General features: G+C 36.3%; 23 protein-coding genes and 1 pseudogene. 3 read left to right on the top strand and 21 right to left on the bottom strand.

The window, feature by feature from the left end; translation table 11 throughout:
* The first annotated feature begins 136 nt into the window (after nt 1-136).
* Together prsA and helD are read left to right on the top strand one after the other, a co-directional pair.
* Nucleotides 137-1,006 carry a peptidylprolyl isomerase PrsA gene (prsA, locus tag AC0ONG_RS04010; RefSeq protein WP_000710062.1) on the top strand — a complete coding sequence of 290 codons (870 nt, stop codon included), beginning with the start codon at nt 137-139 and terminating at the stop codon, nt 1,004-1,006.
* Nucleotides 1,007-1,359: 353 nt separating this feature from the next.
* Nucleotides 1,360-3,696 (top strand): RNA polymerase recycling motor HelD, encoded by a 2,337-nt coding sequence (gene helD / locus AC0ONG_RS04005; RefSeq protein ID WP_001035460.1) that lies wholly within the window; start codon nt 1,360-1,362, stop codon nt 3,694-3,696.
* A 6-nt stretch (nt 3,697-3,702) separates the two neighbouring features.
* On the opposite strand, the gene AC0ONG_RS04000 is transcribed toward helD, so the two are convergent.
* Genes AC0ONG_RS04000 through AC0ONG_RS03990 form a run of 3 tightly spaced genes read right to left on the bottom strand, consistent with a single transcriptional unit; the run spans nt 3,703 to nt 5,909 of the window.
* Nucleotides 3,703-4,956, bottom strand: a complete 1,254-nt coding sequence (locus tag AC0ONG_RS04000; RefSeq protein ID WP_001072130.1) for an FtsW/RodA/SpoVE family cell cycle protein — start codon at nt 4,954-4,956, stop codon at nt 3,703-3,705.
* Between the two features lie 7 nt (nt 4,957-4,963).
* Entirely contained in the window at nt 4,964-5,371 is a 408-nt protein-coding gene (locus tag AC0ONG_RS03995; RefSeq protein WP_000390152.1) for a PadR family transcriptional regulator, read from the bottom strand.
* A gap of 4 nt (nt 5,372-5,375) precedes the next feature.
* Nucleotides 5,376-5,909: a sigma-70 family RNA polymerase sigma factor gene (locus tag AC0ONG_RS03990; RefSeq protein WP_000343999.1), complete on the bottom strand. Its 534-nt coding sequence runs from the start codon at nt 5,907-5,909 to the stop codon at nt 5,376-5,378.
* Between the two features lie 280 nt (nt 5,910-6,189).
* On the opposite strand from AC0ONG_RS03990, the gene AC0ONG_RS03985 reads away from it, so the two are divergent.
* Entirely contained in the window at nt 6,190-6,354 is a 165-nt protein-coding gene (locus AC0ONG_RS03985; protein WP_000561154.1) for a hypothetical protein, read from the top strand.
* A gap of 308 nt (nt 6,355-6,662) precedes the next feature.
* On the opposite strand, the gene AC0ONG_RS03980 is transcribed toward AC0ONG_RS03985, so the two are convergent.
* The 18 genes and pseudogenes from AC0ONG_RS03980 to AC0ONG_RS03895 form a co-directional block, all read right to left on the bottom strand.
* Nucleotides 6,663-7,178, bottom strand: a complete 516-nt coding sequence (locus AC0ONG_RS03980) for a hypothetical protein (protein ID WP_000608809.1) — start codon at nt 7,176-7,178, stop codon at nt 6,663-6,665.
* 13 nt (nt 7,179-7,191) lie between these two features.
* Nucleotides 7,192-7,977: an SAR2788 family putative toxin gene (locus AC0ONG_RS03975; RefSeq protein ID WP_136997038.1), complete on the bottom strand. Its 786-nt coding sequence runs from the start codon at nt 7,975-7,977 to the stop codon at nt 7,192-7,194.
* 15 nt (nt 7,978-7,992) lie between these two features.
* Nucleotides 7,993-8,964, bottom strand: a complete 972-nt coding sequence (locus AC0ONG_RS03970; RefSeq protein WP_309523802.1) for a S8 family peptidase — start codon at nt 8,962-8,964, stop codon at nt 7,993-7,995.
* 547 nt (nt 8,965-9,511) lie between these two features.
* Nucleotides 9,512-10,338 (bottom strand): annotated as a pseudogene (ltrA, locus tag AC0ONG_RS03965) (group II intron reverse transcriptase/maturase).
* A gap of 135 nt (nt 10,339-10,473) precedes the next feature.
* Nucleotides 10,474-10,626 carry a hypothetical protein gene (locus AC0ONG_RS03960; protein ID WP_016077994.1) on the bottom strand — a complete coding sequence of 51 codons (153 nt, stop codon included), beginning with the start codon at nt 10,624-10,626 and terminating at the stop codon, nt 10,474-10,476.
* A 657-nt stretch (nt 10,627-11,283) separates the two neighbouring features.
* A complete protein-coding gene (gene glpD, locus AC0ONG_RS03955; protein WP_000672830.1) occupies nt 11,284-12,966 on the bottom strand; it encodes an aerobic glycerol-3-phosphate dehydrogenase in 1,683 nt (560 codons plus the stop codon).
* Between the two features lie 133 nt (nt 12,967-13,099).
* Nucleotides 13,100-14,590: a glycerol kinase GlpK gene (gene glpK, locus AC0ONG_RS03950; RefSeq protein WP_000760013.1), complete on the bottom strand. Its 1,491-nt coding sequence runs from the start codon at nt 14,588-14,590 to the stop codon at nt 13,100-13,102.
* Nucleotides 14,591-14,603: 13 nt separating this feature from the next.
* Complete coding sequence (gene glpF, locus AC0ONG_RS03945) at nt 14,604-15,425, bottom strand: glycerol uptake facilitator protein GlpF (protein WP_001272200.1); 822 nt, start codon at nt 15,423-15,425, stop codon at nt 14,604-14,606.
* Between the two features lie 228 nt (nt 15,426-15,653).
* Entirely contained in the window at nt 15,654-16,214 is a 561-nt protein-coding gene (gene glpP, locus AC0ONG_RS03940) for a glycerol uptake operon antiterminator GlpP (protein ID WP_000394286.1), read from the bottom strand.
* Between the two features lie 97 nt (nt 16,215-16,311).
* Nucleotides 16,312-16,761, bottom strand: a complete 450-nt coding sequence (locus AC0ONG_RS03935; protein WP_127725657.1) for a helix-turn-helix domain-containing protein — start codon at nt 16,759-16,761, stop codon at nt 16,312-16,314.
* A 328-nt stretch (nt 16,762-17,089) separates the two neighbouring features.
* Nucleotides 17,090-18,286, bottom strand: coding sequence for an oxalate decarboxylase family bicupin (locus AC0ONG_RS03930; RefSeq protein ID WP_000747506.1), 1,197 nt, complete (start codon nt 18,284-18,286; stop codon nt 17,090-17,092).
* 233 nt (nt 18,287-18,519) lie between these two features.
* Nucleotides 18,520-19,593 (bottom strand): DUF3994 domain-containing protein, encoded by a 1,074-nt coding sequence (locus tag AC0ONG_RS03925; RefSeq protein WP_000865195.1) that lies wholly within the window; start codon nt 19,591-19,593, stop codon nt 18,520-18,522.
* Nucleotides 19,594-19,621: 28 nt separating this feature from the next.
* Nucleotides 19,622-20,287 carry a DUF7018 domain-containing (lipo)protein gene (locus AC0ONG_RS03920; protein ID WP_000644836.1) on the bottom strand — a complete coding sequence of 222 codons (666 nt, stop codon included), beginning with the start codon at nt 20,285-20,287 and terminating at the stop codon, nt 19,622-19,624.
* Between the two features lie 274 nt (nt 20,288-20,561).
* Complete coding sequence (locus tag AC0ONG_RS03915) at nt 20,562-21,413, bottom strand: DUF2935 domain-containing protein (protein ID WP_000554479.1); 852 nt, start codon at nt 21,411-21,413, stop codon at nt 20,562-20,564.
* A gap of 193 nt (nt 21,414-21,606) precedes the next feature.
* A complete protein-coding gene (locus AC0ONG_RS03910; protein ID WP_000449223.1) occupies nt 21,607-21,807 on the bottom strand; it encodes a sporulation YhaL family protein in 201 nt (66 codons plus the stop codon).
* Nucleotides 21,808-21,885: 78 nt separating this feature from the next.
* Nucleotides 21,886-22,758: an alpha/beta fold hydrolase gene (locus AC0ONG_RS03905; protein WP_136997040.1), complete on the bottom strand. Its 873-nt coding sequence runs from the start codon at nt 22,756-22,758 to the stop codon at nt 21,886-21,888.
* A 237-nt stretch (nt 22,759-22,995) separates the two neighbouring features.
* Nucleotides 22,996-23,220 (bottom strand): Phr family secreted Rap phosphatase inhibitor, encoded by a 225-nt coding sequence (locus AC0ONG_RS03900; protein WP_000719823.1) that lies wholly within the window; start codon nt 23,218-23,220, stop codon nt 22,996-22,998.
* Nucleotides 23,220-24,314, bottom strand: a complete 1,095-nt coding sequence (locus tag AC0ONG_RS03895) for a response regulator aspartate phosphatase (protein ID WP_000500584.1) — start codon at nt 24,312-24,314, stop codon at nt 23,220-23,222. The genes AC0ONG_RS03900 and AC0ONG_RS03895 overlap by 1 nt, the downstream gene beginning before the upstream one ends.
* Between the last annotated feature and the right edge of the window lie 74 nt (nt 24,315-24,388).

Raw genomic sequence — 24,388 nt, 5'->3', positions numbered from 1 at the left:
CGGTAAGCCCTGTTAAGCGCGCTTTACCAATACAAAAAAGCAAAAGTATCAGTGAGACTTAATCGGGCTCTTATGAATTTAAAATTCATCGGTGTAGGATAAATTAAAAATACATAATAGTAGGAGTGTTTATCGAATGAAGAAAGCTATGCTTGCCTTAGCCGCAACAAGTGTAATCGCATTATCAGCATGTGGAACATCATCATCAGACAAAATCGTTACATCTAAAGCTGGTGACATTACAAAAGAAGAATTCTACGATCAAATGAAGACACAAGCTGGTAAACAAGTACTAAACAACATGGTTATGGAAAAAGTTCTTATTAAAAACTACAAAGTTGAAGACAAAGATGTAGACAAAAAGTTCGATGAAATGAAAAAACAATACGGTGATCAATTCGATACACTAATGAAACAACAAGGTATTAAAGAAGAAACTATCAAAAATAGTGTGCGTGCTCAATTAGCTCAAGAAAAAGCGGTTGAACAATCGATTACTGATAAAGATGTAAAAGCAAAATTCGAGGATTATAAAAAAGAAATTAAAGCAAGTCATATCCTTGTAAAAGATGAAGAAACTGCTAAAAAAGTGAAAGATGAACTTGCTCAAGGTAAATCTTTCGAAGAATTAGCAAAGCAATACTCTGAAGATACAGGTTCAAAAGAAAAAGGTGGCGACTTAGGATTCTTCGGACCAGGGAAAATGGTAAAAGAATTTGAAGAAGCAGCTCAAAAGTTGAAAAAAGATGAAGTAAGCGAACCTGTAAAAACACAATTCGGTTACCATATTATTAAAGTAACTGATAATCACGCAGATGCAACTTTCGATAAATCAAAAGCTGATATTAAAAAATCACTAGCTCAAGAAAAAACGCAAGATGCTCAATTTATGAATGACTTAATGATGAAAGAAATCAAAAAAGCTGACGTAAAAGTTGACGATAAAGATTTAAAAGATCTTTTCAAAGAGCAAAAAGCTGACGATAAAAAAGAAGAAAAGAAATAATGAAGTAAAAAGCTTGGGCTTCGGCCCGAGCTTTTTTTATATCCTCTTCTCCCGATAGTTATATCCAGATTCGGTAAATGAAATTATATCGGCGATTTTTCAAATATATCGACTTACCGACAAAAAACGACAACAAGTGTGATTCCCTCTTAAAAACACAAAAAAACCTTGATCCACGCTACACGGAACCAAGGTTTATCTTATTATCATTGATTAAATTCAAAAACTATGTTAAATTAGTACAGAAACACGTTTTAAAAAATATAAAGAACGTATTTATCCGTATCTTAATTGTACAACAAAATTTTTCTTCAGTCAACCTCTATTTTTCACTTTTAAAGGAGTGCTTACGTATGAACAAAAAACTTGATCTAGAGCAAAAACGATTGGATACCGTAATCGAAACTATTACGCAGCAAATTGATAAGCTGGAAAACGAAACTGGCAGACGCCGGGCAGAAGTAATCAACATCCGTAAACACTTCTGGGATGACGTTAAAGTGAATACAGATACTTTTGATGATTACCTTGAAACAGTTATCAACTTAAGACAACAAGCTCAATCACTAGCTGTTACACAAATCACCCATAAACACACCTTTAATCGACTTGCCGCGCTGCGACGTATGCAAAAAGCACCTTACTTCGGACGCATCGATTTCACTGAAGAAGGCGAACCTTCCACAGAACAAATCTATATCGGTGTTTCTACCCTTACTGATGCAAGCGGAGAAAACTTTCTTATTTATGACTGGCGCGCCCCAATTTCAAGTGTTTATTACGACTACCCACCAGGACCAGCTGAGTACAACACACCAGGCGGCGTAATTCGCGGTAATGTGGAGAAAAAATTACAATACATTATTCAAAATGGCGAGATTGATTCCATGTTCGATACGAGCCTTACAATTGGCGATGAAATCTTGCAACAAGCACTCGGAAAAGGTACGAACAAACATATGCAAAGTATCGTCGCTACGATTCAGCGTGAGCAAAATGAAATTATCCGTCACGATGAAGGCCGACTCCTTATCGTTCAAGGAGCTGCTGGTAGTGGTAAAACATCTGCTGCCCTTCAGCGAATCGCCTACTTACTATATAAATATCGCGAATGGCTAAAAGCGGATCAAATTATTCTCTTCTCCCCTAACTCTATGTTCAATAGCTACGTATCTAACGTACTACCTGAACTCGGTGAAGAAAATATGCAGCAAGTAACATTCCAAGAATATTTAAACCATAGACTAAGTAAGTCATTTGATGTTGAAGACCCTTATGAGCAATTGGAATATATGTTAACTGAAACGAATAGCCCTACCTATAAAACGAGAAATGCGAGCATCCGATTTAAAGCATCCACTCAATTTTTCGAGATGATTAGAGCGTACAGACAATCTCTTGAATCTTCAGGCATGCTATTTAGAGGAATGAAATTTAGAGGAAAACTGATCGTCTCTGCAAAAGAGATTACAGAGCAATTTTATAATACTGACTCCTCCCTCCGCTTCCATAGTCGAATTGAAAAGTTAACGGATTGGCTAAATAAACAAATAGATGCACTCGAAAAAGCAGAACTGAAAAAGCCTTGGGTAGAAGAAGAAATTGAATTACTTAGTAAAGATGAATACCAAAAGGCTTATAAATATTTACAGAAAAAAGGCGAGTTTGACGACAACTCTTTTAATGACTATGAGAAAGAAACGAAAGTCCTGGGACGTATGATTGTCCGTAAAAAATTGAAGCCACTTCGTAAAGGCGTTCAAACACTGCGCTTCATCAATTTCACAGGAATCTATAAACAACTCTTCACAGACGCATCGTGGGTTACTGGAGAAAAACCGAAAGAATGGGATGACATTTGCTCTTTAACGGTAAACATGCTTGATGAAGGAAAGCTATATTACGAGGATGCGACTCCATTTTTACTTTTAAAAGAATTAATCGAAGGCTTCCAAACGAATAGATCGATTAAACACGTACTCGTAGACGAAGCGCAAGATTATTCGCCGTTCCAGTTCGAGTTTTTAAAACGTCTCTTCCCTGCCGCAAAAATGACGGTACTCGGAGACTTTAATCAAGCGATATTTGCCCATGCAAGTGAAGCAGTGAATTTCAATACACTTACTAGCTTATACGGACCGGATGAAACGAACGGTATTAACTTAACTCGTAGCTATCGCTCAACAAAACCGATTATTGAATTTACACGTGCTCTCGTACCGGAAGGCAAGAACATTCACGCCTTTGAACGTGACGGCGAGAAACCTACAGTGACGAAAGTAGCGAATGAGAGCGAACTGCACGAACATATTACTGCCAAAGTTGCTGAACTACAAAAAGAGCAACACAATACAATCGCAATTATATGTAAATCCGCAGCTGAAAGCGCCGCTGCATACGAAGCACTTAATCATATCGATAATATTAAACTCGTGAAGAGTAACTCAGCCGAGTATGAGCAAGGCATTGTCGTAATCCCTGCTTACTTAGCGAAAGGTATCGAATTTGACGCTGTTATTATTTACAATGCTTCTAAAGATGTGTACAGCGATGAGAGCGTTCGTAGATTGTTCTACACTGCTTGTACGCGAGCAATGCATGAGTTGCACCTTTATAGCGTTGGCGAGGTTAGTCCTTTTGTGCTTGAGGCTGATTCGGAGAGTTTTGAGCTAATAACTAAAACACCTTGATGATTATCAAGGTGTTTTTCTCATTCTAAAAGGAATATCTTTACGTCGATATACACTTAACACAATTCCCATTATAAATGCATGAAACAGAGTTGGTATCAATCCGTAGCTAATAAATGGTAATGATATAGAAACACGTGGTAATATCCCGAGGGTCATGCCAACATTACAAATAAAATGGATTACAAAAAGAGTCACTCCGCCAACGAGAAGCAATTTACCATAACCATCATTTATTTTATAAGCTATGTTCATTATTCTTACTGCAAAAAGAGAAAGAATCACGACAAGAACTAGCGCAAGTACATATCCATAATAGTAAGTCAAACTTGCAAATACAAAATCAGTATGGGCAGCACGGATAGACTTTATATTTTCATATGTACCAAACCAACCTGCTGAAGACATAGCCTCTTTTAAACGTAAATACCATAGATCATGCTCTGGATTTAACATTCCTAAAATTCTGGCCATACGGTATTCTTTTACAGCAGACCAGGAAAGTAGATCCCTAATAATCAATGGTACAATAGGTAAAATCGTAATGAGCCATGCCGTTTTCTTTCCTAACTTACTCCACCAAAGCATAACAAATACCATCGTGATATAGATGAACAGTGGTAAAAGAGTTGATGTAGTTAGAAATAAATATAAAGAAAATAAATACAACATGAGAAGATGTATAAACTTTAATCTACTGTTATTGAAAAAAGAAGCCCAGCCTAGAAAAAAGAATGGTATTGTCATTAAACAATCAATTATGACGGAACCAATTTTTAGTAATGGTTCTCCATTCAAAGAAGCAGTCGGAAAACATTTTATCATTAACAAGATAAGTACACCAATTGTATAAAACAGCCACCCAAGCCTCTCTAACTTCCGATAATCAAATAGCATCATCCCAATCGCTGTTGTAACACCGAGAATTACAAATATCACCTTATTCATTAATAAGTCAGCATGTCCAAGCGCTATAACTGGCAAAAAACCTAGCCCCATCGCAGCCACTAATAAACCAATTAAGAACCAATCAACCTTTGGCTTATGTAGTTTATTAAGTTCCTGGCCAAGCTTAATTGGACTTCCCATTTGTTCAACAGCCTTATCTTCAGCAACTTCCTCACTTAAGCCTTTCTCTATCCACATATTCTTCGTCTGTTTCAAGTGAAAATCTAGTTCCGTTGCTACTAAGTCCTTCGCTTCTTTTGATTTAATATGATTCGTAACTTCTTTTAAAAAACGCTCCCCTTTTTGATTCAATTTTTTCTCACTCCTGTACTAATCCTTTTAATATAAATCGTGCCTTCGTAGCATTCTTCTCTGCCTTTCGCAGCATCTTGTTTCCTTTATCATTTAATTGATAATATTTAGCTCCTGCGTGATCCCAGCTAGATTGGATAAAGCGATTCTGTTCTAGACGATGTAATACAGTGTATAGCGACCCTTCATTGCCTTCAAATTTTCGTATCCCTCTCCCTCTTAGCAACTGCATTAATTCGTAACCTGTTTTTTCATTCATAAGAAGTTGTAACACTGCTAAAAGGATATCTTCTTCCTTTTCGGACGATTGCTTGATTTTTTCGCGCACCTGCTTCTGGTGTTGATCAGAAAAACTCAAATGTTTAAACGTTGTGTTCTCCATTGATTTTCGCAAACCTTTTAATCGATCTTCCATTTGATTATTCCTCCAATCCTTCCTTCAAAAGCTCCTTCGCTTTTTTCAGTCTCGTTTTTATCGTGTTTTCCTTTACTTCTATTACTGTAGCAATCTCTTTAATTGATAATTCCTCATAATAAAATAGATAAATCACTTCTCGATATTTTATCGGTAAACTCATTACTGCAGAAGCCAGTTCACGATCCTCCGCATTTTGAATGACAGTTTGTTCCACACTTTCTTTTTGACTCTCCATATACGTAAAGTCATCCTCTGTCATGATAACTTTTTTGTTATACCAACTTTTTAAATAGTCCTTACATTGATTGATTGCAATTCTCCATAACCATGTTTTCAAATTCGAATTCCCTTTATATGTATGAAGAGATTTATAGCATTTCACGAATATATCTTGCGTTAAATCCTCCGCAACCTCTTTATTATTCACATACGAATACACAAGCTGCAGGACTTCTTGTCCATACTTGTTCATTATTTCGTCGATAAGGTCCTCCTTATCTTCTATTTCAAACGCTTCTATCGTTAATTCATCCACATCATTTCCTCCTTCCCATATATTAGACGACGCACTGTATGGAAAAGTTTTATAAATACATAAAAAAATACGGATGGTAATGTCCATACCGTTTTTTTATGTATATTTATTTGCTTCTTGTCCCTTGATACTTATGCTCTGCTTAAAGATAGGGATTTTTATCCATATGTCTTGTTCCCTATTTTAAAACATAATACAATGGAAATGTAACTTAATAAGCTATAACTAGTAGGTGTGGTAATCATCTCTTCCATTTTGAAAAAAGGGGGGAGGTGATAAAATGATCGCGATGTTTGTAATTAAATTAGTGTATGGTATCCTAACCGGAGCTGGCGTTGTCATCGGTAGAAGATACGTCGGTCCGTGGCTAATTTCTGTATACAAAAAAGCGAGAACCACCCTGCTTCGTGGAAAAGGTAAGGGCGGTTCTCGGCTAAAACGTTAATGTAATTGTCTTATAACCGCACCTACTACCACCACAATAGCAAGTTAGGTTACAAAGGCAGAAGTTTCTCAGGCTTCTGTCTTTTTTATTTTATGCAAAATTCACACTAAATACTCTATCATCATTGTAACACATTTTATTTATTTTTAGTCAAGAGAAAAAACACCTCCTGAATTCACTTAATAAGTATAAAAATTCAAAAAAAATCAAACCATCTATCCCCTTAAGTATATAGGGAATAGATGGTTTAGTTTTTTTAACATGTGTTCCATTTTCATAGCTCACTTCAAATCACTGTGATTTTCACTTTATTCTTCTAAATACCCAATCGCGGCTAGTGCCTGTAAGTATTCTTGAAACAAGGGGTTTTCAATATTGCATTCTTCTTTTTCTAAGCCCATAAGAACTGTAAGTTTATTGTACATCATCTCTGAATGACCTAATAAGTTGAAGTAATTAATGTATGTGCCATCCGCACTTGCTAAAAAGATAACAATTAATTTACCTTCTTGGATTTCTTTATTGAAAAGATCTTGCTCATCGAAATCTGTATTTTGTTCAGATTGATTAAGTTGTATCATTTCAGCAAAATCTTTTTTTTCCGCATCACTAAACAACCCCATCAAAACAGCCTTTTCCTCGATCTTATAACACTTTACTATTTCTTTAAATTCGATATTTGGATCTAGATAAATGGAACCAATTTTATTTTTTTTGATTTCTGTAGCTCTATACTCACTTTTCAAAATTGTATCAATTTCGTCTATCGAAAATTTATTTGGGATGTTTCTCATTTTGTATTTTTCATAAAGTTTATTTATCATATACTACTCCTTTTTAATAGAATGAATGACCACCTGTTCTATTATGGATATGGAAGTGGAAATAATAACCTTCAGCTGACGTTTTTCCTTTGTCACGCTCAGGGCCAATTGGTGTTCTCCCGTTTCCAGCGTCTTTTGCAACAGTTGCGGCTAAAGCATAAGATTTTGACCAAACATTGTTATTCTTTTTATCACTTGATTTCATTCTTGAAACTGCAGTTGCTTTAGAGATTGGTCCGCCAATATATAAATCACCTTTTGTTAAAACAGCAGCATAGTGATCATATTTTTTCTTTCGTAATTCTGCAGCAACTTTCCCCACTACCGTATATGTAGCACCTGCAATAATTACAGCAGCACCAATCGCGATTAAATGCGAAACAAGCCCTTGACCAATTACGCCTGCAAGCGGTAATAAGAACACTATAGAAGCATGTGCTTCCATAGAATCTACTTCAAAAGATTCGTTTGTTTTTATATCGGTAAATGTCGCTTTAAACACTTCCTCAGTAGCCTCTTCAACGTCAACTCTATATTCTTTTTCAACTTTATTTCCGTTTGCATCTTTTTCCATTGATTTCACTGTAAATGTGTTATCTGTTTTATCCCAAGCCGCTGAAACTGTTGCATCACCTTCTACCGTTTCAACTTCTGTTTGTATTTCTACTTTCTCACTATTATTCTCAAGTACTTCAATATTCTCGTCTTGAACCCAATCTTCAGCTAAAACTTTACCATTTGGAATGATTCCAATGCTTAAAACAAAGATTAACATTAATGATACTATCTTTTTAATCATAATTCTCCACCCCTACTATAATTTTATAAATCCATTGCCAATTTGATTACTGCCACCAATGTCCACAGTATTTTTTTCTAAAATTTTATACACTTCTTTAGGGAACTTTACTTTGCTAGATGACAGTTTAAATGTTTCCTTATTCGCAAGAATTAAAGATACAATTCCTGTTACGTGAGCCGTTGCTAGAGATGTTCCATTTTCAATCGAATAACCATTAGAAGTTGTAGTGGTTATGACGTTCACACCTGGGGCTGCAAAATCAATTTTCCCATTCCTTGCAGCAAAACTTGCAACTTTATAAGCGTGATTTACTGCTGTTACTGAAATAACATCTTTATAATTAGCTGGATATTCAACTTTTCCGCCATAATTATTACCTGCAGCTGCAATAACAATTATCCCTTTTTGAATCGCCTTCTCAATCACCCACTCAAGTTCAGGATGGTTAGAAGACATACCAAAGCTAATGTTTAACACATCAACATTGTTTTCAACGGACCAATTAATACCTTGAACTAAATTATCAATCTTTCCTTTTCCATCATCATTAAGAACTTTAACATCATAGAGTTCCACTAGCGATGCTGCAACGCCAGTGATTCCAATTTTGTTATTATGTGCTGCGATAATACCCGCCACAGTCGTTCCATGGCCTAAAACATCAATTACTGGATGTTGCGGCTCAATTACATTGTATTCTTTAATTACAAGATTTTTTAAATCATCATGTTGTTTTTCTATTCCACTGTCTAATATCGCAACCTTAATCTTACTTTTAGATTTAAATTCATAATATTCAGAATTTAAATTCGAAAGTGCCCATGATCTTACTTGCTCCTTTTTGCTTTTTTCTAGTAAAGCAAGGTTGTCTGATTGATTTATTTTAACCAAACCCGTACGTTGAAAGAAAAAGAAATAGACAGCGCAAATTGCAAAAACACAAACTAAAAAAATCAAAGAATACAAAATTTTCTTCTTAATCACTATCCCCTCCTAACCTTAAATAAATCCTAATATACATATATAACCAAAACAATACTGTTTTTTACTATTTTTTCTTGTTATACTGATACTGAGTTTAGATAAACATTTCACTTAGTAACCTATTCATCAAATGAATTTAATTGAAATAAATGTAAAACAATAAAATTATCACCAGAAAACCCATCTATTGGTTCATTAGCGAGAGATAGTCACACTCGAAACATCCCCCAATATATTCTCGTAGAGTAGAAAACTGAAACAGATTAAATTTCTTTAGGGATGGCTTCGCCTCATCAAACCGTACGTGAAGTTTTTCCTCATACGGCTTTCCGATATTCTTCCTTCTTTAGCTTTCCGTTTATTCTAGCTTCCTACTTTCACGAGTATGTATGTTGTTTTCTTTATCAATTCCTTGATACGGCCATGTTTCTTTCTAACATTTCTTTTCTTATTCCAGAAAAGGTTCAACCGTTCTAGGACATACCAGTCTATTTTACATAGCCACCTCTGTCCAATTGAAGATAACACTATAATAGTTCTTGAACCCTTATAGAATTCTATTTAAACCTTTTACCATCTCTTCTAATTGTAAATACAGTTTGTTCCTCGGCTCTGTGTATCTTTTAATGCGTTCTCGCATTTTCTTCATGGCTTTCTGGCTCGGAATATATGCCATCACATACACTTTCTTCCCGCCTTTCACAGGTTTAGGGTATTTTCGATGGTGAAATCCTAGAAAATCAAATCCCTCGTTGCCATCCCACGTATTCACTAGCTTTGACTTTTCTGTATAGATTGTAAGTTCTAACTTATTCATAATGGATTGTAGTATCCGAATACTTTCTAGTGCTTGTTGTTTTGTTTGACATACGATGACAAAGTCATCGGCATATCGAATTAGTTCCCCCAAGTGTTTACACTTCTTTTCCCAAATGGTGTCCATATAGTTTAAATATATATTAGAAAGTAACGGAAATATCACGCCACCTTGTGGTGTACCTACTGTCGTTTCATGAAATTGCGCATATTCCATGATTCCCGCTTCCAGCCATTTTCTAATGAGTTTTAACACTCTTCGGTCACTGATGCTTCTTTCTACAAGCCTTATTAATTTATCATGATTAATGTTATCAAAGTATCCTTGATGTCTACGCCTACTATCCAATGAGATGTTTTACTCGCTTTCCGTATCTTCCATATCGCTTGATGCGCGTTTCGTTTCGGGCGAAATCCATACGAACAGTCTTGAAAATCAACTTCAAAGATTGGTTCAATGACTAATTTTGTTGCCATTTGTACAACTCTATCTTTGATCGTAGGAATTCCAAGTGGTCTTTGTTTTCCATCCCCCTTTGGAATATAGGTTCTTCTCACAGCTTGTAGATGATATGACTTATTTTTGAGCTCCTTTTACAACTCATTTAGAAAGTTACGTTCTCCATATTGGTGCACAATTTCCTCAATTCTTTGTCCATCCACTCCTCCACTTCCTCTATTCCGTTTTACTCTTCACCATGCTTCAGCTAGTATACCAGGACGATAAATCTTATCATACAACGCATGAAATCTTCGGCTTGAATTTTCTTTGGCACAAAGATATAAAGTCTTCCAAAGTTCTTGAGCTTTTACATCAGTGTAGTTAGCAAGTTTTCCAGTATTCACTCACTCGTACCTCCTTCCAACTTATGAACAAAGTAGAGGTCCTTCCCTACATAACGTTGTGTTGTGGTTATGATATTCAGTACTATGATCTCCTCCGACTCCCTCTTTACAGTCCACCATTTCGCATATGCTTATAGGCTTTCTCTCTCCTTTCTGAAAGAAAGGGCAAAGGAGGGTCTCCCTAGTTCCAGACACTACTTTCTCAACATACCATCCTCCGTACCCCGAAGGATTCTTCGATGCTGTATTTCCAAGTTCTTCACGTCTTCCATGGTTTTCTCCTATATTCACCAGGCTCAACTTCCCTTTGTCCTATTGCTAGGTTTCTTTTAACGAGGCGGCAAGGTTCACTTTATGTTACGGTTTGTTGATTCGCTCGCACTTCTAAATAGAAGTCACTTTGTCACAGAGCTTCAACCTTAGGATTTCTCCACCAGTTGCCTGTTAGCTACTAGACGACTTGGCTCTTACCTAGGCTGGACTTTCACCAGGAAGCAGTGTCCAGCTTAGCTGGGCACGCAAAATAAAAGACTCTCTCCATTAATGATAAGAGTCTTTTTAACGCCAAATACTCATAATTTATCCCCTATAATAAAAAAAGAATTGTGCATTTTTATACCTACACAATTCTTTCTTCCAAAAACATATCTATCTATTTTACGCTAACGCAGCTGCCTGTTCTTGTTGATCTACAGGAATTACAGCGTCTGTTAATGATTTTTCTAGTTCAGCTGTATATTTCATTTGTTCTTCTTTGCTCCAGCCTAGTTTCGCAGCCATGTAGTTGATTACTGCTTCTTTCCACTCGTATACCCAGTGGATGTTGAAGAATACAGCGCCTCTGCGGCGTACGAAGAAGTCAACTGGTTTTGCTGTCATTTCGTAATCCATTGCGTATACAAGTGGGATTAGAACGTCAAGCGGCATGTTGTATTCTTTCGCTTCGTCTTTATGTTTTTTCGCTAAGCCGAACAGTACGTCTACGTTAGAGCCATAGAATTTCGCGAATTCTTCTGCTTGCGCTGTCGTTAAACCGTATTTCGTACCTTCGTCTGCTTTTTTCGCAACGAATGCCGGGAATCCGTGTGAACCATCTACATGTCCACCAGAGATCGGCATATGTTTCGTATCACTCTTCGGATATGCACTATGACCTTCTTTTTGTAGTAAGTTCGTTACGTAATCTACTACCATTTCAGCCATTTTGCGGTATCCTGTTAATTTACCACCTGCGATTGTAATTAAACCAGATTCAGAAGTCCAAATTTCATCTTTACGAGAAATTTCAGATGCATTCTTACCTTCTTCATAAATTAACGGACGTACACCAGCCCAGCTTGATTCAATGTCTTTCTCTGTAATTTTCACGCTTGGGAACATGTAGTTAATCGCATTAATGATGTATGTGCGATCTTCTGTTGTCATTTGTGGTACAGCTGCGTCTTTATCATAGAACGTATCTGTTGTACCTACGTATGTTTTTCCTCCGCGAGGAATCGCGAACACCATACGTTTATCTGGTGTATCGAAGTAAATTGCTTGCCCGAGTGGAAAACGTTTTTGATCAATTACTAAATGAACACCTTTTGATAACTGAAGTACTTTTCCTTTTTTCGAGTTATCTTTTTCACGAAGTGTATCTACCCAAGGACCAGCTGCGTTTACAATTTTCTTACCGTAAACTTCATATACTTCACCGTCTAGTAAATCGATTACACGTACACCGCATACTTTTCCATCTTTATATAAGAAACTGTCTACTTTTGCGTAGTTAACAGCTTTCGCACCATGCTCAATTGCTTCTTTCATTACTTCAATTGTAAGACGCGCATCGTCTGTACGATATTCTACGTAGTAACCGCCGCCTTTTAATCCTTCTTTTTTTACAAGAGGCTCTTTGTTTAGCGTTTCTTCACGGTTAAACATCTTTCTGCGCTCGCTTCGTTTTACACCTGCTAAGAAGTCGTATACACGAAGACCAATTGATGTACTAAATGATCCGAACGTACCGCCTGTATGGAACGGAAGTAACATCCACTCTGGTGTTGTTACATGGGGACCGTTCTCATATACGATCGCACGCTCTTTACCCACCTCTGCTACCATTTTCACTTCAAGTTGTTTTAAATAACGTAGACCACCGTGTACAAGCTTCGTTGAACGACTTGATGTACCTGCTGCAAAGTCCTGCATTTCAAACACAATTGTTGATAACCCGCGTGTTGCTCCATCTAATGCAATACCAGAACCAGTAATACCTCCACCAATTACGATCACATCTAACTCTTGTTTATTTACTCCGTTTAATACGTCTTTACGTTGTTTACTTGAAAATTTCATGGTAATTCCTCCCTTTGATAACGAAAAAAGAGACCACAAACTCCGCTATAGATTTCGCCTCTATAGCGCGTTGTGGTCTCTCCAAATCTCCTACCGAATTATTAACTTGTCACCATTATAACACTGTTTATGATTATTTGAAAGCTTTTGTTGCTTCAATTGCTTTTTTCCATCCAGCATATAGCTCTTCGCTTGTTTCCGCTTCCATCGTTGGTTCAAAGCGTTTGTCCATATGCCACTGTGATTTAATTTCATCTTGGTTTTTCCAATATCCAACCGCAAGACCAGCTAAGTATGCTGCACCTAGAGCCGTTGTTTCGTTAATCACTGGACGCTCTACAGGAACATCTAAAATATCACTTTGGAACTTCATTAAGAAGTTATTTTTAACTGCTCCGCCATCAACGCGTAATGTTTTCAGTTCAATACCTGAATCTGCTTCCATTGCGCATAATACATCTTTCGTTTGGTAAGCTAAAGATTCTAGCGTTGCACGAATGAAGTGCTCTTTCGTCGTACCGCGTGTTACACCAAACATAGCGCCGCGTACTTCACTATCCCAATAAGGTGTTCCTAGTCCAACGAATGCTGGTACAACGTATACACCATCAGTTGATTCAACGCGACTCGCATACACTTCACTCTCACTTGCATCTTTAAACATGCGCATTCCGTCACGTAACCACTGAATTGCAGAACCTGCTACGAAAATACTTCCTTCTAATGCGTAGTTTACTTTACCATCTATTCCCCATGCAATTGTTGTTAATAGACCGTGCTCAGAAGCTACTGCTTTTTCACCTGTGTTCATTAACATGAAGCAACCAGTTCCGTAAGTATTTTTCGCCATACCTTCACCGAAACAAGCTTGTCCAAATAATGCTGCTTGTTGGTCACCAGCTACACCTGCAATCGGTACATTTTGGCCGAAGAAGTGGTAATCAATTGTTTCTCCGTAAATTTCAGATGATGGACGTACTTCTGGAAGCATGCTCTTTGGTACTGTTAACATTTCTAGAAGCTCATCATCCCACTGTAAGTCGTGAATATTAAACATTAACGTACGTGATGCGTTTGAATAATCTGTTACGTGTGCTTTACCACCAGATAGTTTCCATACAAGCCACGAATCAATTGTTCCGAATAATAGATCACCGTTTTCTGCTTTCTCTCTTGCACCTTCAACGTTATCTAAAATCCATTTTACTTTCGTACCAGAGAAGTATGCATCAATTAAAAGACCTGTTTTTTCGCGAACCATTTCGCTATAACCTTTTTCTTTTAACTCATCACAAATTTCAGCTGTTTGGCGAGATTGCCATACAATTGCGTTGTAAATTGGTTTACTAGTTGTTTTATCCCAGACAACCGTTGTTTCACGTTGGTTCGTAATACCGATACCTGCGATTTGTTCTGGTTTTACATCTGCTTCGCTTAAGCAAGTTGCGATAACTGCTAAAATAGATCCCCAAATTTCTTGTGCATTATGCTCTACCCAGCCCGGCTTTGGAAAATGTTGTGTAAACTCTTTTTGAGCTGAATGAACAATTTCACCTTTTTTATTGAAAAGAATTGCGCGTGAGCTTGTTGTTCCTTGGTCTAATGAAAGAATATATTTTTTCATATCGGTTTCCCCCTTATGCTACTTTTCTACTATTTGTATTGCTTCCGCTTTTTTTACTTGTCATATAAGAGATTGCTAGTACAATCACAGTTGCGATAATCACATAAATAAGTGCTGAATTTTGCTTTCCTTCAAATACAACTTGATGGAATAAACCTGCAAGTGATCCACCTAAAATTGGACCTACTACTGGAATCCATGCATACTTCCAGTTTGAACCGCCTTTTCCTGCAATCGGAAGGAAGAAGTGTGCGATACGCGGACCTAAATCACGTGCTGGGTTAATTGCGTATCCTGTTGTCCCACCTAATGATAAACCAATACTTACAATTAAGAAACCTACGATAAATGGATTTAATCCATCTGCAAATTTATTTGCACCAATTGCTAATATACCAAATACTAAAACGAATGTTCCAATCATTTCACTTAAAAGGTTTGCAAATGTGTTCGGAATTGCTGGACCTGTTGCAAATACACCTAACTTTGTTCCTGGATCTTCTGTTTCTTTCCAGTGTGGTAAGTAATGTAAATATACGATAACTGCCCCGATAATTGCCCCAATCATTTGTGCTACGATATAACCTGGTACGTCACTCCATGGGAACGCTCCCTTAAATGCTAGTCCTATCGTTAAAGCTGGATTCAAATGTGCCCCACTAATTGATCCAACCGCATACGCTGCAACCGCTACTGCTAAGCCCCAGCCCATTGTAATAACAATCCAACCTGAATCTTTCGCAAACGATTTCTTTAAACTTACACCAGCACAAACGCCGCCACCAAGTACGATTAACAACGCAGTCCCTATTAACTCTCCTAAAAATGCTGACATAGTATCCCTCCACAATCAATTTAAACGCTTCCAAATGTGATAGAGGTAAAATGAATGGCCATTCGTTTTTGTCAAAAGAAAAAGACCCACAGCTTTGCACGCTTCTATATAAATTTATATAGAAACAATGAAATGTGGATCTCTTCTTTTCTCCGTCACGTTTATTAACTTGTCTATAATGTTAACCTCTTATGAAAGCGGTGTCAACAGAATTTTTTCACATTTTCGTCACTTTTTTTGGTAATGTTTCCATAGTTCGCGTTTTGACGTCGTAATCGCTGTCGCACCAGCGTTTAAAGCTCTTTCCACATCTTCTACAGTACGAATAAAACCACCTGCTAAAATCGGTACACCAGTACGCTCTTTCACTTCAGCGATAATATCCGTCATTGCTCCTGGAAGCACCTCAATATAATCCGGTTTCGTCTTATCTAAAAGATTGCAGCTCTTCTCCATCGCACTCGAATCGATTAAAAAGATGCGTTGTATTGCCACAACACCTTTTTGCTTCGCCTTCATAATAACGCTCGCCTTTGTCGAAAGTAACCCGTACGGTCTAAACTCCTGACATAAATATTCCGTCGCATGCCCATCACTCTGCAAGCCATGAATTAAATCCACATGTAAAAACACCTTTTTACAATATTGCTTCGCAAGTGATATAACACTCTTCAATTGGCCGACATGAATATCTAAAATAACGATATATTCATACGAACTATGTAATAGCTTTTCCAAATCTTTAATTTGCCTCACTGCCGGCAAAATCTTCTGTTCATGAAATTCCATTCTCTATATCCCCTTCTTTATGTCATCCTATCCTTTATAGTACACAATTTAAGTGAAAAGAACAGCTAGTGTAGGGGATTTCTTTCAAATCTTTCCTCTATTTATATATTTTCTTCAACTTATCGGAACCTATACCACCTATAATCATGAATGCAAGGGGTAAAAGATTCATTACATATGGCGCATCTGCTACAATTGCAATACTTGCTCCAGCAAATTTGTTTAGCATCCATACAACGATTTTTGCAATAAGTAAAAATACCCCTATCATAAATAAACTATCAAAAAACACCTTCCATTTTGGATATGCCAATTTCTTACTATCTTCAATTACTTTCTGCGTCAATTCTTCATCACTCCTTAGCAGTTCATCAATCGTAATATCGAACAAATCACTTAAATGAATAATAATTTCAATGCTCGGATAGTTCTTTCCCGTCTCCCATTTCGAAACAGATTGCCTACTTACATGAATTTTTTCAGCCAAATCATTTTGCGACCAATTTCTTTTTTCCCTTTCTTCTTTTAAACGCTCACTAAAAATCATACTGTGTTTATCACCTCTCTATGCCCATTATGTTCAAATAAATGATGAAGAGTAAAGCTAGTTATCGTTGCATCGCCTGTGCAACTTATGCGTTACAGCTTATAATAGTGCTATTTTATATGTATCTTCCCTATACTATGCTCCAATAATAATTTCCCGAACAATAATACAAAGAGCGGATACTAATAAAGTGAAACTTTAATCAGCCCTCACCAATCGGGCTTTTACAGACAGCCCGGCAAATAGCGGGATAAAGACTAGATTAGGCATAAAAAATACGCCATCCCTTCTTATCAGTCTCCAGAAAGAATAACGCAAATTTTCATTTTTACTCATCATTTTTCGGACTATATGAAAACCCCGGATATTTCACAACAGGCCACTTCTCCTTACGCAGGGAATCCATTACTTGCGGGCCAACATGTATATTACTCTCCACTATTTCTTTAGGAGTCAGTGCCATCCATTGATTTAACGATACATCTTCAAAACGATTGCTTCTGAACATCTCTAAAAACCATAATGTTTCGGTACCTGTATTTTGAATATAATGCCCCGTCGCAAACGGTACATATCCGACATCACCAGCTCTATAATCAAATGTACGAGCGGTACCATTTCCAAGAAACACAGTCATTCTCGCTTCTCCTGTCAAATAATATTGCCATTCATCATTATTCGGGTGCCAATGAAGTTCTCTCATTCCACCAGGCTCAACCTCAACGAGCGCTGCTGCGATCGTTTTTGAAATAGGGAAATTTGTAGAATCTACAATTCGAACGCTACCACCAGGAGTCTTAATTGGCTTTTGTTTTAACAGTTCATGTTTAAATGTTAAAGGAACTTCCCCTTTCGGTGATTGAACTTCCTGACTTTCAAGCGAACCTGGCACCTCTCCTTGATAAATATAAACTTGACCTGAAGGGATAGAATGAAAAGCACTCTCAGGTACTCCAAAATTAGCCGACAACACTTCTTTTGGCGTATGCGCAAACCAATCAGAAATAGCTAAAGTAGATAAATCAGAAAAATGTCCATCATCGAAAACAAGTAGAAATTCACAATGTTCCAATCCTTGAATGGAATGCGGAATACCAGGCGGAAAATACCAAAGATCACCTGGTCCAACATCAGCAATAAAATTCCGTCCATTTTGATCAACAGCCGTTATGCGTGCCCGTCCTAAAAGCATATACGCCCATTCCGCTTCTTTATGCCAATGAAGTTCTCGTATTCCACCGGCCGTTAAGCTCATATTTACCCCAGCAATCGTCGTCGAAACTGGTAGTTCCCGAGCAGTAATCTCCCGAGACCACCCGCCGTGTTTCAAAATCATAGAAGTGTCCGAGAATGAAAACTTCAAGTTAGGAACTAATCCTGCATCCGTTATAGGTGGAACAAGCATATTCGGATTTTGAATATCTCGCATAACATTACGAGGTCCAGAATCAATTGCACCTGCTCCGTCGCTGCGGATTGGTTGCGGCACTTTCCCTCCCGCTTCATTAACAGTACGTTTCTTCATGATTACACCCCTTTTTCATCCGGTTATTAGGTGAAAATCCTCCACCATAGTGTATGAATTGGGCTTTAGATGGTTACAGTTACTATGGAGTTACATCAACTGCCTATCATTATCGTTTTGTTCATTTCTCAACTTATACTAGTATGGACAGCGTCTGGAAAGATAATGAAGAAATTAAATTAAAACTAATAAAAAACCCTGTAAAATTTATTACAGAGTTTTTCACCAATTATTTATTGTTTTACATATCGAATACGAACATTATCGTCCATATGATAAATTTGTAATGTGTTTCCATCATAGTTTTGCAATTTATACATGATACTATCATTTGTTAACTTTACTTCTTGACCGTCTTTAACTGCTTTTGTTACTTTTAAAGATAACTGGAATGATGGGACATCCACCGTATATGTTCCTGTTAAATAGTTATCTTTATTCGGATAAGAACCATTCGCATAAGACTCAAATGTTTTATCACCTTTTAGTACTAGCGTAGTTTTTACGCCACTGCCGTAATCAATACCCCAATTACCAATAATCTCAGTACCATCTTTAATGTTCTTCTGCATGTTGCTATAACTAATTCCTAACTCTTCACTTGTACCAACTGTATCTACAAATACCCCAGTTTTTGCTTGACTTTTATCTGTTTGAGCCTGACTGCCAGTAGTTGGGTTTGCCTGTGTAGAACTACTTGTTGTACTAGTAGATTTTTCCGTGGTTGTATCACCTTTTACTTCAGCCCTTAACTTATCAAATGTAGGTTTCCAAATACGTTTTGCTTCCTCTAATTTTATATTTGCTTTATTTAAGATTTCCTTATCAGTCTCTAAGCTAAAACCTTTATCGTTGAATAACTTCTCTATTTCACCGAATGTTTCTCTTAGTTTACCTGCAGCTCTTTCAATCTCTTTTTGGTCTTCTTTATGTTTTGGCGGTGCAGAAATCTTCTCTATCTTATCAAATACTTTATAGATGTCTTTAACACTATCTAATACCTCAGCTTTTGATTTACTTCCGTTTCTCAAATCCTTTACAGATGCATCATAGTAATCAAATCGTCTTAACATATCCTGTTCAATGTCTAATAAATATTGTGCATAATCTTCATCTAAAACTCGAACCTTTTGAACATCTTTACTTTCTTCTTTCGAATTAGTTGATTTTTCTTTTGTTCCAGAAGACTTAGCTTTACTTGTTTCTTCTGTCTTTGCTTCTTTACTTGCCGAATCTTTTACTGTAACACAACCACTTAATAATAATGTAACTGGAACTACAGCAGCCATTAGTTTCTTCACTTTCATACCTCATACTCCTTAAAGTAATTTACTCTTAGTTTGTTTTGCTACCGATACTCTTCGCTGCTTCTTCAAACAGTTTTGAACCTTCTTGTGCTTTACTTAATGATTGATGCATTTTACTCTCGTCTTCTTGGTCTAATGCATCAAAGAGAAGTTGGAAACAATCCGCATACAGTTCCATCGATTGCTTTATCTTCACTTGTTCTCCCTGTAATTCAGGAGGTGCTTGTAGATTCTTCAGTTTCGTTGCAGTTGCCTTTGCTCCACCTAAACTCAGTTGTACTTCACTTTTCTTTTGTTTGTATGATTTTACGTCTGAATCTGCTATTCCTTCAATTAATTTCATTGTATCTTCAATTTGAGTAGCACTATTTATGATATCTGCCTTGTACCTTTCAACATCTGAACCAGTTACCTTACCAGTTGAAGAACTAGAAGAAGTTGAATTATTTGAAGAAGAACTTGGTTGACTACTTGATGAACTACTATTTGTACCTTCACCTTTCGCTACAGATAAGCTATCCTCTTTCTTGCTATCAGTTGACTTACTCTCTTTTTCAGAAGTCTTATTCTCTTTCTCTACCTTTTGCGTTTCTTCTTTCTTTGGCTCAGCTTTCTTACCATCAGTTTCAATTGTAATACAACCACTCAATAACATAACTGGTAACGCTAAACTTACTAATTTCTTTGCTTTCATGATTACTAATACCCCTTTATTTGTAAAATGTAGTGCAAACAAGTTAATATACTTAACTAATAAATTTCCCCCGAATAATTTATTAAAATCTACTATCCATAGATTTCCTGTATATTCATAATCTTTCCATATATATCATTTTACAAAGAATTACATATTTGGTCAAAGGGATTTATGTAGTCCTTAAAAGAAAATTTTAATCACAAAGAAAAGAAGCTAACAATAAATTGTTAACTTCTCGGCTTAAGGAAAAAATAGTATCTTTCCTTATCTTCTAATATCTAGGTTGTGATTGAATATTTGTAAGATGAACATCATACATATCAATGATTTCAAGAAATCTATCAGCTTCACGGAAAACATGGTCTGCCAATAATGGATGAATGATGCTCTTTATTTTACATTGCTCAATTAAATCACGTGCTGTTTTCTTAAAATCCCGAAGAGATGCAACTGACACGCGATTTTGATCTAAAAATTGATCTAAAAGAGGAGCTGTTTGGGATTGTGGTTTCATAGATTCTAAGTCAATTGCTTGATACATCAATTCATCAAAATCATTGCTAAAATTCCGTGCTGTATCTACAAGCTTTCTTTCCGATGGATCAAGAAGATGGCCAATAAATTTAGCATGGTCTGCCATAATCCTTAAAAAGAAAACATTTTCTTTAATAATAGCATCAGGAAGAGCATCTAATTTACCTTCATTTAATTGTATTAAACGTTTTCTAAAATAATCCGCTTCCCTACTTGTATGGTCAACTAACAGTGGAAAGTTATTTTGTCCTGGCAATTTACATGTGAGAATTAATCCTAAAATTTTTCGTTTAAATCCCCAAATATTAGTTGCGGCTTGTTGTACTTCTGCATTAAATCTTTTTATTTGCTCAGGATCTGTTTCATTTGTATAGGAATGCGCTATTTGTTCAATATGTTCAAACAATCGATAAAATTGATTCGCCTCTTCGATTAGTTGAGTATCCTCGCATCTAAATCCTAAACGTAGAAAAAAAGAATGCTCCTTCATGATTCTAGACCAAAAACGAATTTCATTTAATGAACGCTCAACAAACATTACAGATGTAACACCTGTATCCGGATGTAATGAAGTTTCATCCCTATGCATTGTTAATCCCCCCCAGTAAAATCCCCGCTAGTTCCATTCTTATGAGTAAAAAAATATATAAATACCATCAATAAAAGTTCTGATGAATCTCGTATACATGTAATATTAAATTTATATAACCTGATCCCCAAGAAGAAAAAGGCTACCACCTAGTTGTAAAGTTCTACTAGGTGGTAGCCTTTCAAAATTTTTATTAAAGCAATACCGAATCTTTATCACTATCCTGATTACGTTTCTCACGCTCTTCTTCTAAGCGCTTCATATATACTTCGCCTTCTTTTTCAATAAACTCATTATCCATATCTTGCTCTTTTTTCGAAGTATATAAAACCATGTAGCCACTTAGTACAATCCCGACAATTACAAGATACACCCACCATGGTAAAGTTTCCAAATCACTTCATTCCTTTCCTTAGACAAGCCTTATTAGTTTCACTTTATGAGGAAAGAAGTGGATTTATGCTTAAAATTTTTATTGTGGATGCTTCGCGAAAAATGCTTGTACATATTCCATAAACTCAATTGGTTCCTGACGAAACGGTGCGTGGTATCCTTTTTCAATAATATGAAACGTACTATTCGCAAATAGCCCATGATACAGTTCACCATTTTTCCAAGAAACACTCTTATCATGTCGTCCCCATAAAATTAAAGTCGGTACCTTAATTTTATCTGCTTCCATCGCAATGCGGCGCTCTCTCATTTTCGTAAGCTGATCATAATGCTCTTTATCATCACGACTATTTTTCACTTCATTTTTATTATACTTCGCAATCTCAGTTACAGTTTGTAAGTCCGTCGATAGCGGTGGTACTTCATAACTTTCTTTTTGCTGGAAAGACTCTATCCCTGTGGAATCCGCCAAGATGAGATGCGTCACTGCATCCGGATATAAATACGCTAAATTAAGGGACATCTCTCCGCCCATTGAATGGCCGAGCACCGCAAACTGATCGTATCCGAGCTTCTTCATTAACTTATAATATAAATTCACTTGCGCAGGAAACGAATACTGAAAATCAATAGGTTTAGAAGAACGCCCAAACCCTAAAATATCAACCGCAATAATCGTATGGTCTCGCGCTAGTTCCGGATAAATATCACTAAACCCATCAGAAGAACCACCAAACCCGTGAAGCATAAGTAACGGAGGTTTCCCCTCACCAATTTGTTTAAAATAAATCGTCTGCCCATCAATTTGCGCCATATTCTCTTTCGTATTCAACTTCATCATAACAGTATCTTTCACTTCTCCAACCTTCGCAATCGGCTTATCAACGAAGTTACATACGATTAACAAAACGAGCACAATACCGCTAATGAAATAAAATTTAAACCGTTTCAAAATTCCCGTCTCCTTTCTCAAGTTGCTATTTAAAGTTTTTACATTATTTGGTTGTTTTATGTTATCCTTTTAATTGTAACTAAAACAGTTACAATTATAATAAAAAAATATAACTCACTTCTATTACTAATGGTTATTCTGTAACTATTATAGTTACATATTTAAAGTAAGTCAATTCTTTTTATAGTAAAAAACAAAGGGACCTCATTATAAGATCCCTTCACTTTATTATTTAATTTAAAAATGATCAGCGTGTGAGTCTTGTTTGCTAATACCGCCGCCGTCTCCTTTATTGAAGTTGGCTGGCGCTCCTCCGTCACCAATATTAACGTAGTCTGGTCTTGCTGGTGCTCCTCCTGTCTCTCCTATATTTAATGCTTGATTTGTAAACTCACTGTTAACTCCAATTGATAATGCACCTACTAACGCAATCCCCAACATTCCAAAGTGAATCTTTTTCATTATTTTAGCGCCCCTTTTTTTAATAAATTTTTTTGAGCTTTATGACTCATGTAAAAATAATGACTTGCTTTATTGTGATTCTCTTCTTTATAAAACCTTAGAGCTAACATTTCAGCGTATTCCTGTATACACTCCCATAGCTCTTCTTTTTCAAAATAAATAATACCTTCTAAAACTACTTGCTCTAAGCTTAATGTAGGTGATTTTTCGTTTACGCTTTTCAAAATCATAAAACGATATTGAAACTCTTCCTTATTTAATTCTTTACAAATATCCAAACCTTTTTCAACCAAATCTGCTGCCAATTGATATTGCCCTAATTTATAACATTCACGTGCTTCAACAAATAGCGCTTTAAAAAATTTCGGCTGTTTTTTTGTAACTTCGGATGCATGGCGAACTGCAAGTTCCGATAAATCTTGACTAGCATACAAAAAGGCTAAATTATGACGCACCATTAAAATATATTTTTCATAATTTACCTTTTGGAAAATATCCATAGCAGCATTAAAGCTTTCTTCCGCGAGTTCATAATTTTTCAAATCTACACAACACAGACCAAAAGCATTTTCACATAGCGCTATATTTATTTCGCAACCTATATGTTTTTTGAACTCTTCTTTCGCTTTTCTCAAATAATCAATTGCATTAACTTGTTGATATGTCTGATAGTAAAAATTACCCATACGATAATCAAACTCTGCATTTTCTAAAGAGTGCGAAGCATATTTCAGTAGTTTATTTGCTTTTTCATAACTTTCCTTTGCATCGCTATATTTAGACATTGAAGTACAATATATTCCTTTAAAAAAATGATAATAATACGCTAAAAACCCTTTAGTTGGAATTTCAAAAGATTCTATTCTCTCAAAACTATTTTCTTTTATATTCAACCAATCCGTCAGCATTTTATATCTAAAATCTAATAAGGTAAAATACAAAGATAACTCCTGATCCACGTCCAAACCACTAATCTTATTATCAATCTCCTCTTTCATTTCTGTGGCCTTCTCTATATTTTGCTGCAACATTACACGATACCAATCATCTAAAGAATGTTTCATTTGCTCCCGCGTTACTACATCTGCTCCCATAAACTCGCATCCCCTTTTCTCCAAAATTATAAAATTAGGATTTTTATACAATTATCAAAATTGTATATTACCAC

This window comes from Bacillus sp. TCT6, assembly GCF_056033845.1.
Note: the sequence above shows the minus strand (reverse complement) of the source record. Positions and strands in the feature narration are given on the sequence as shown.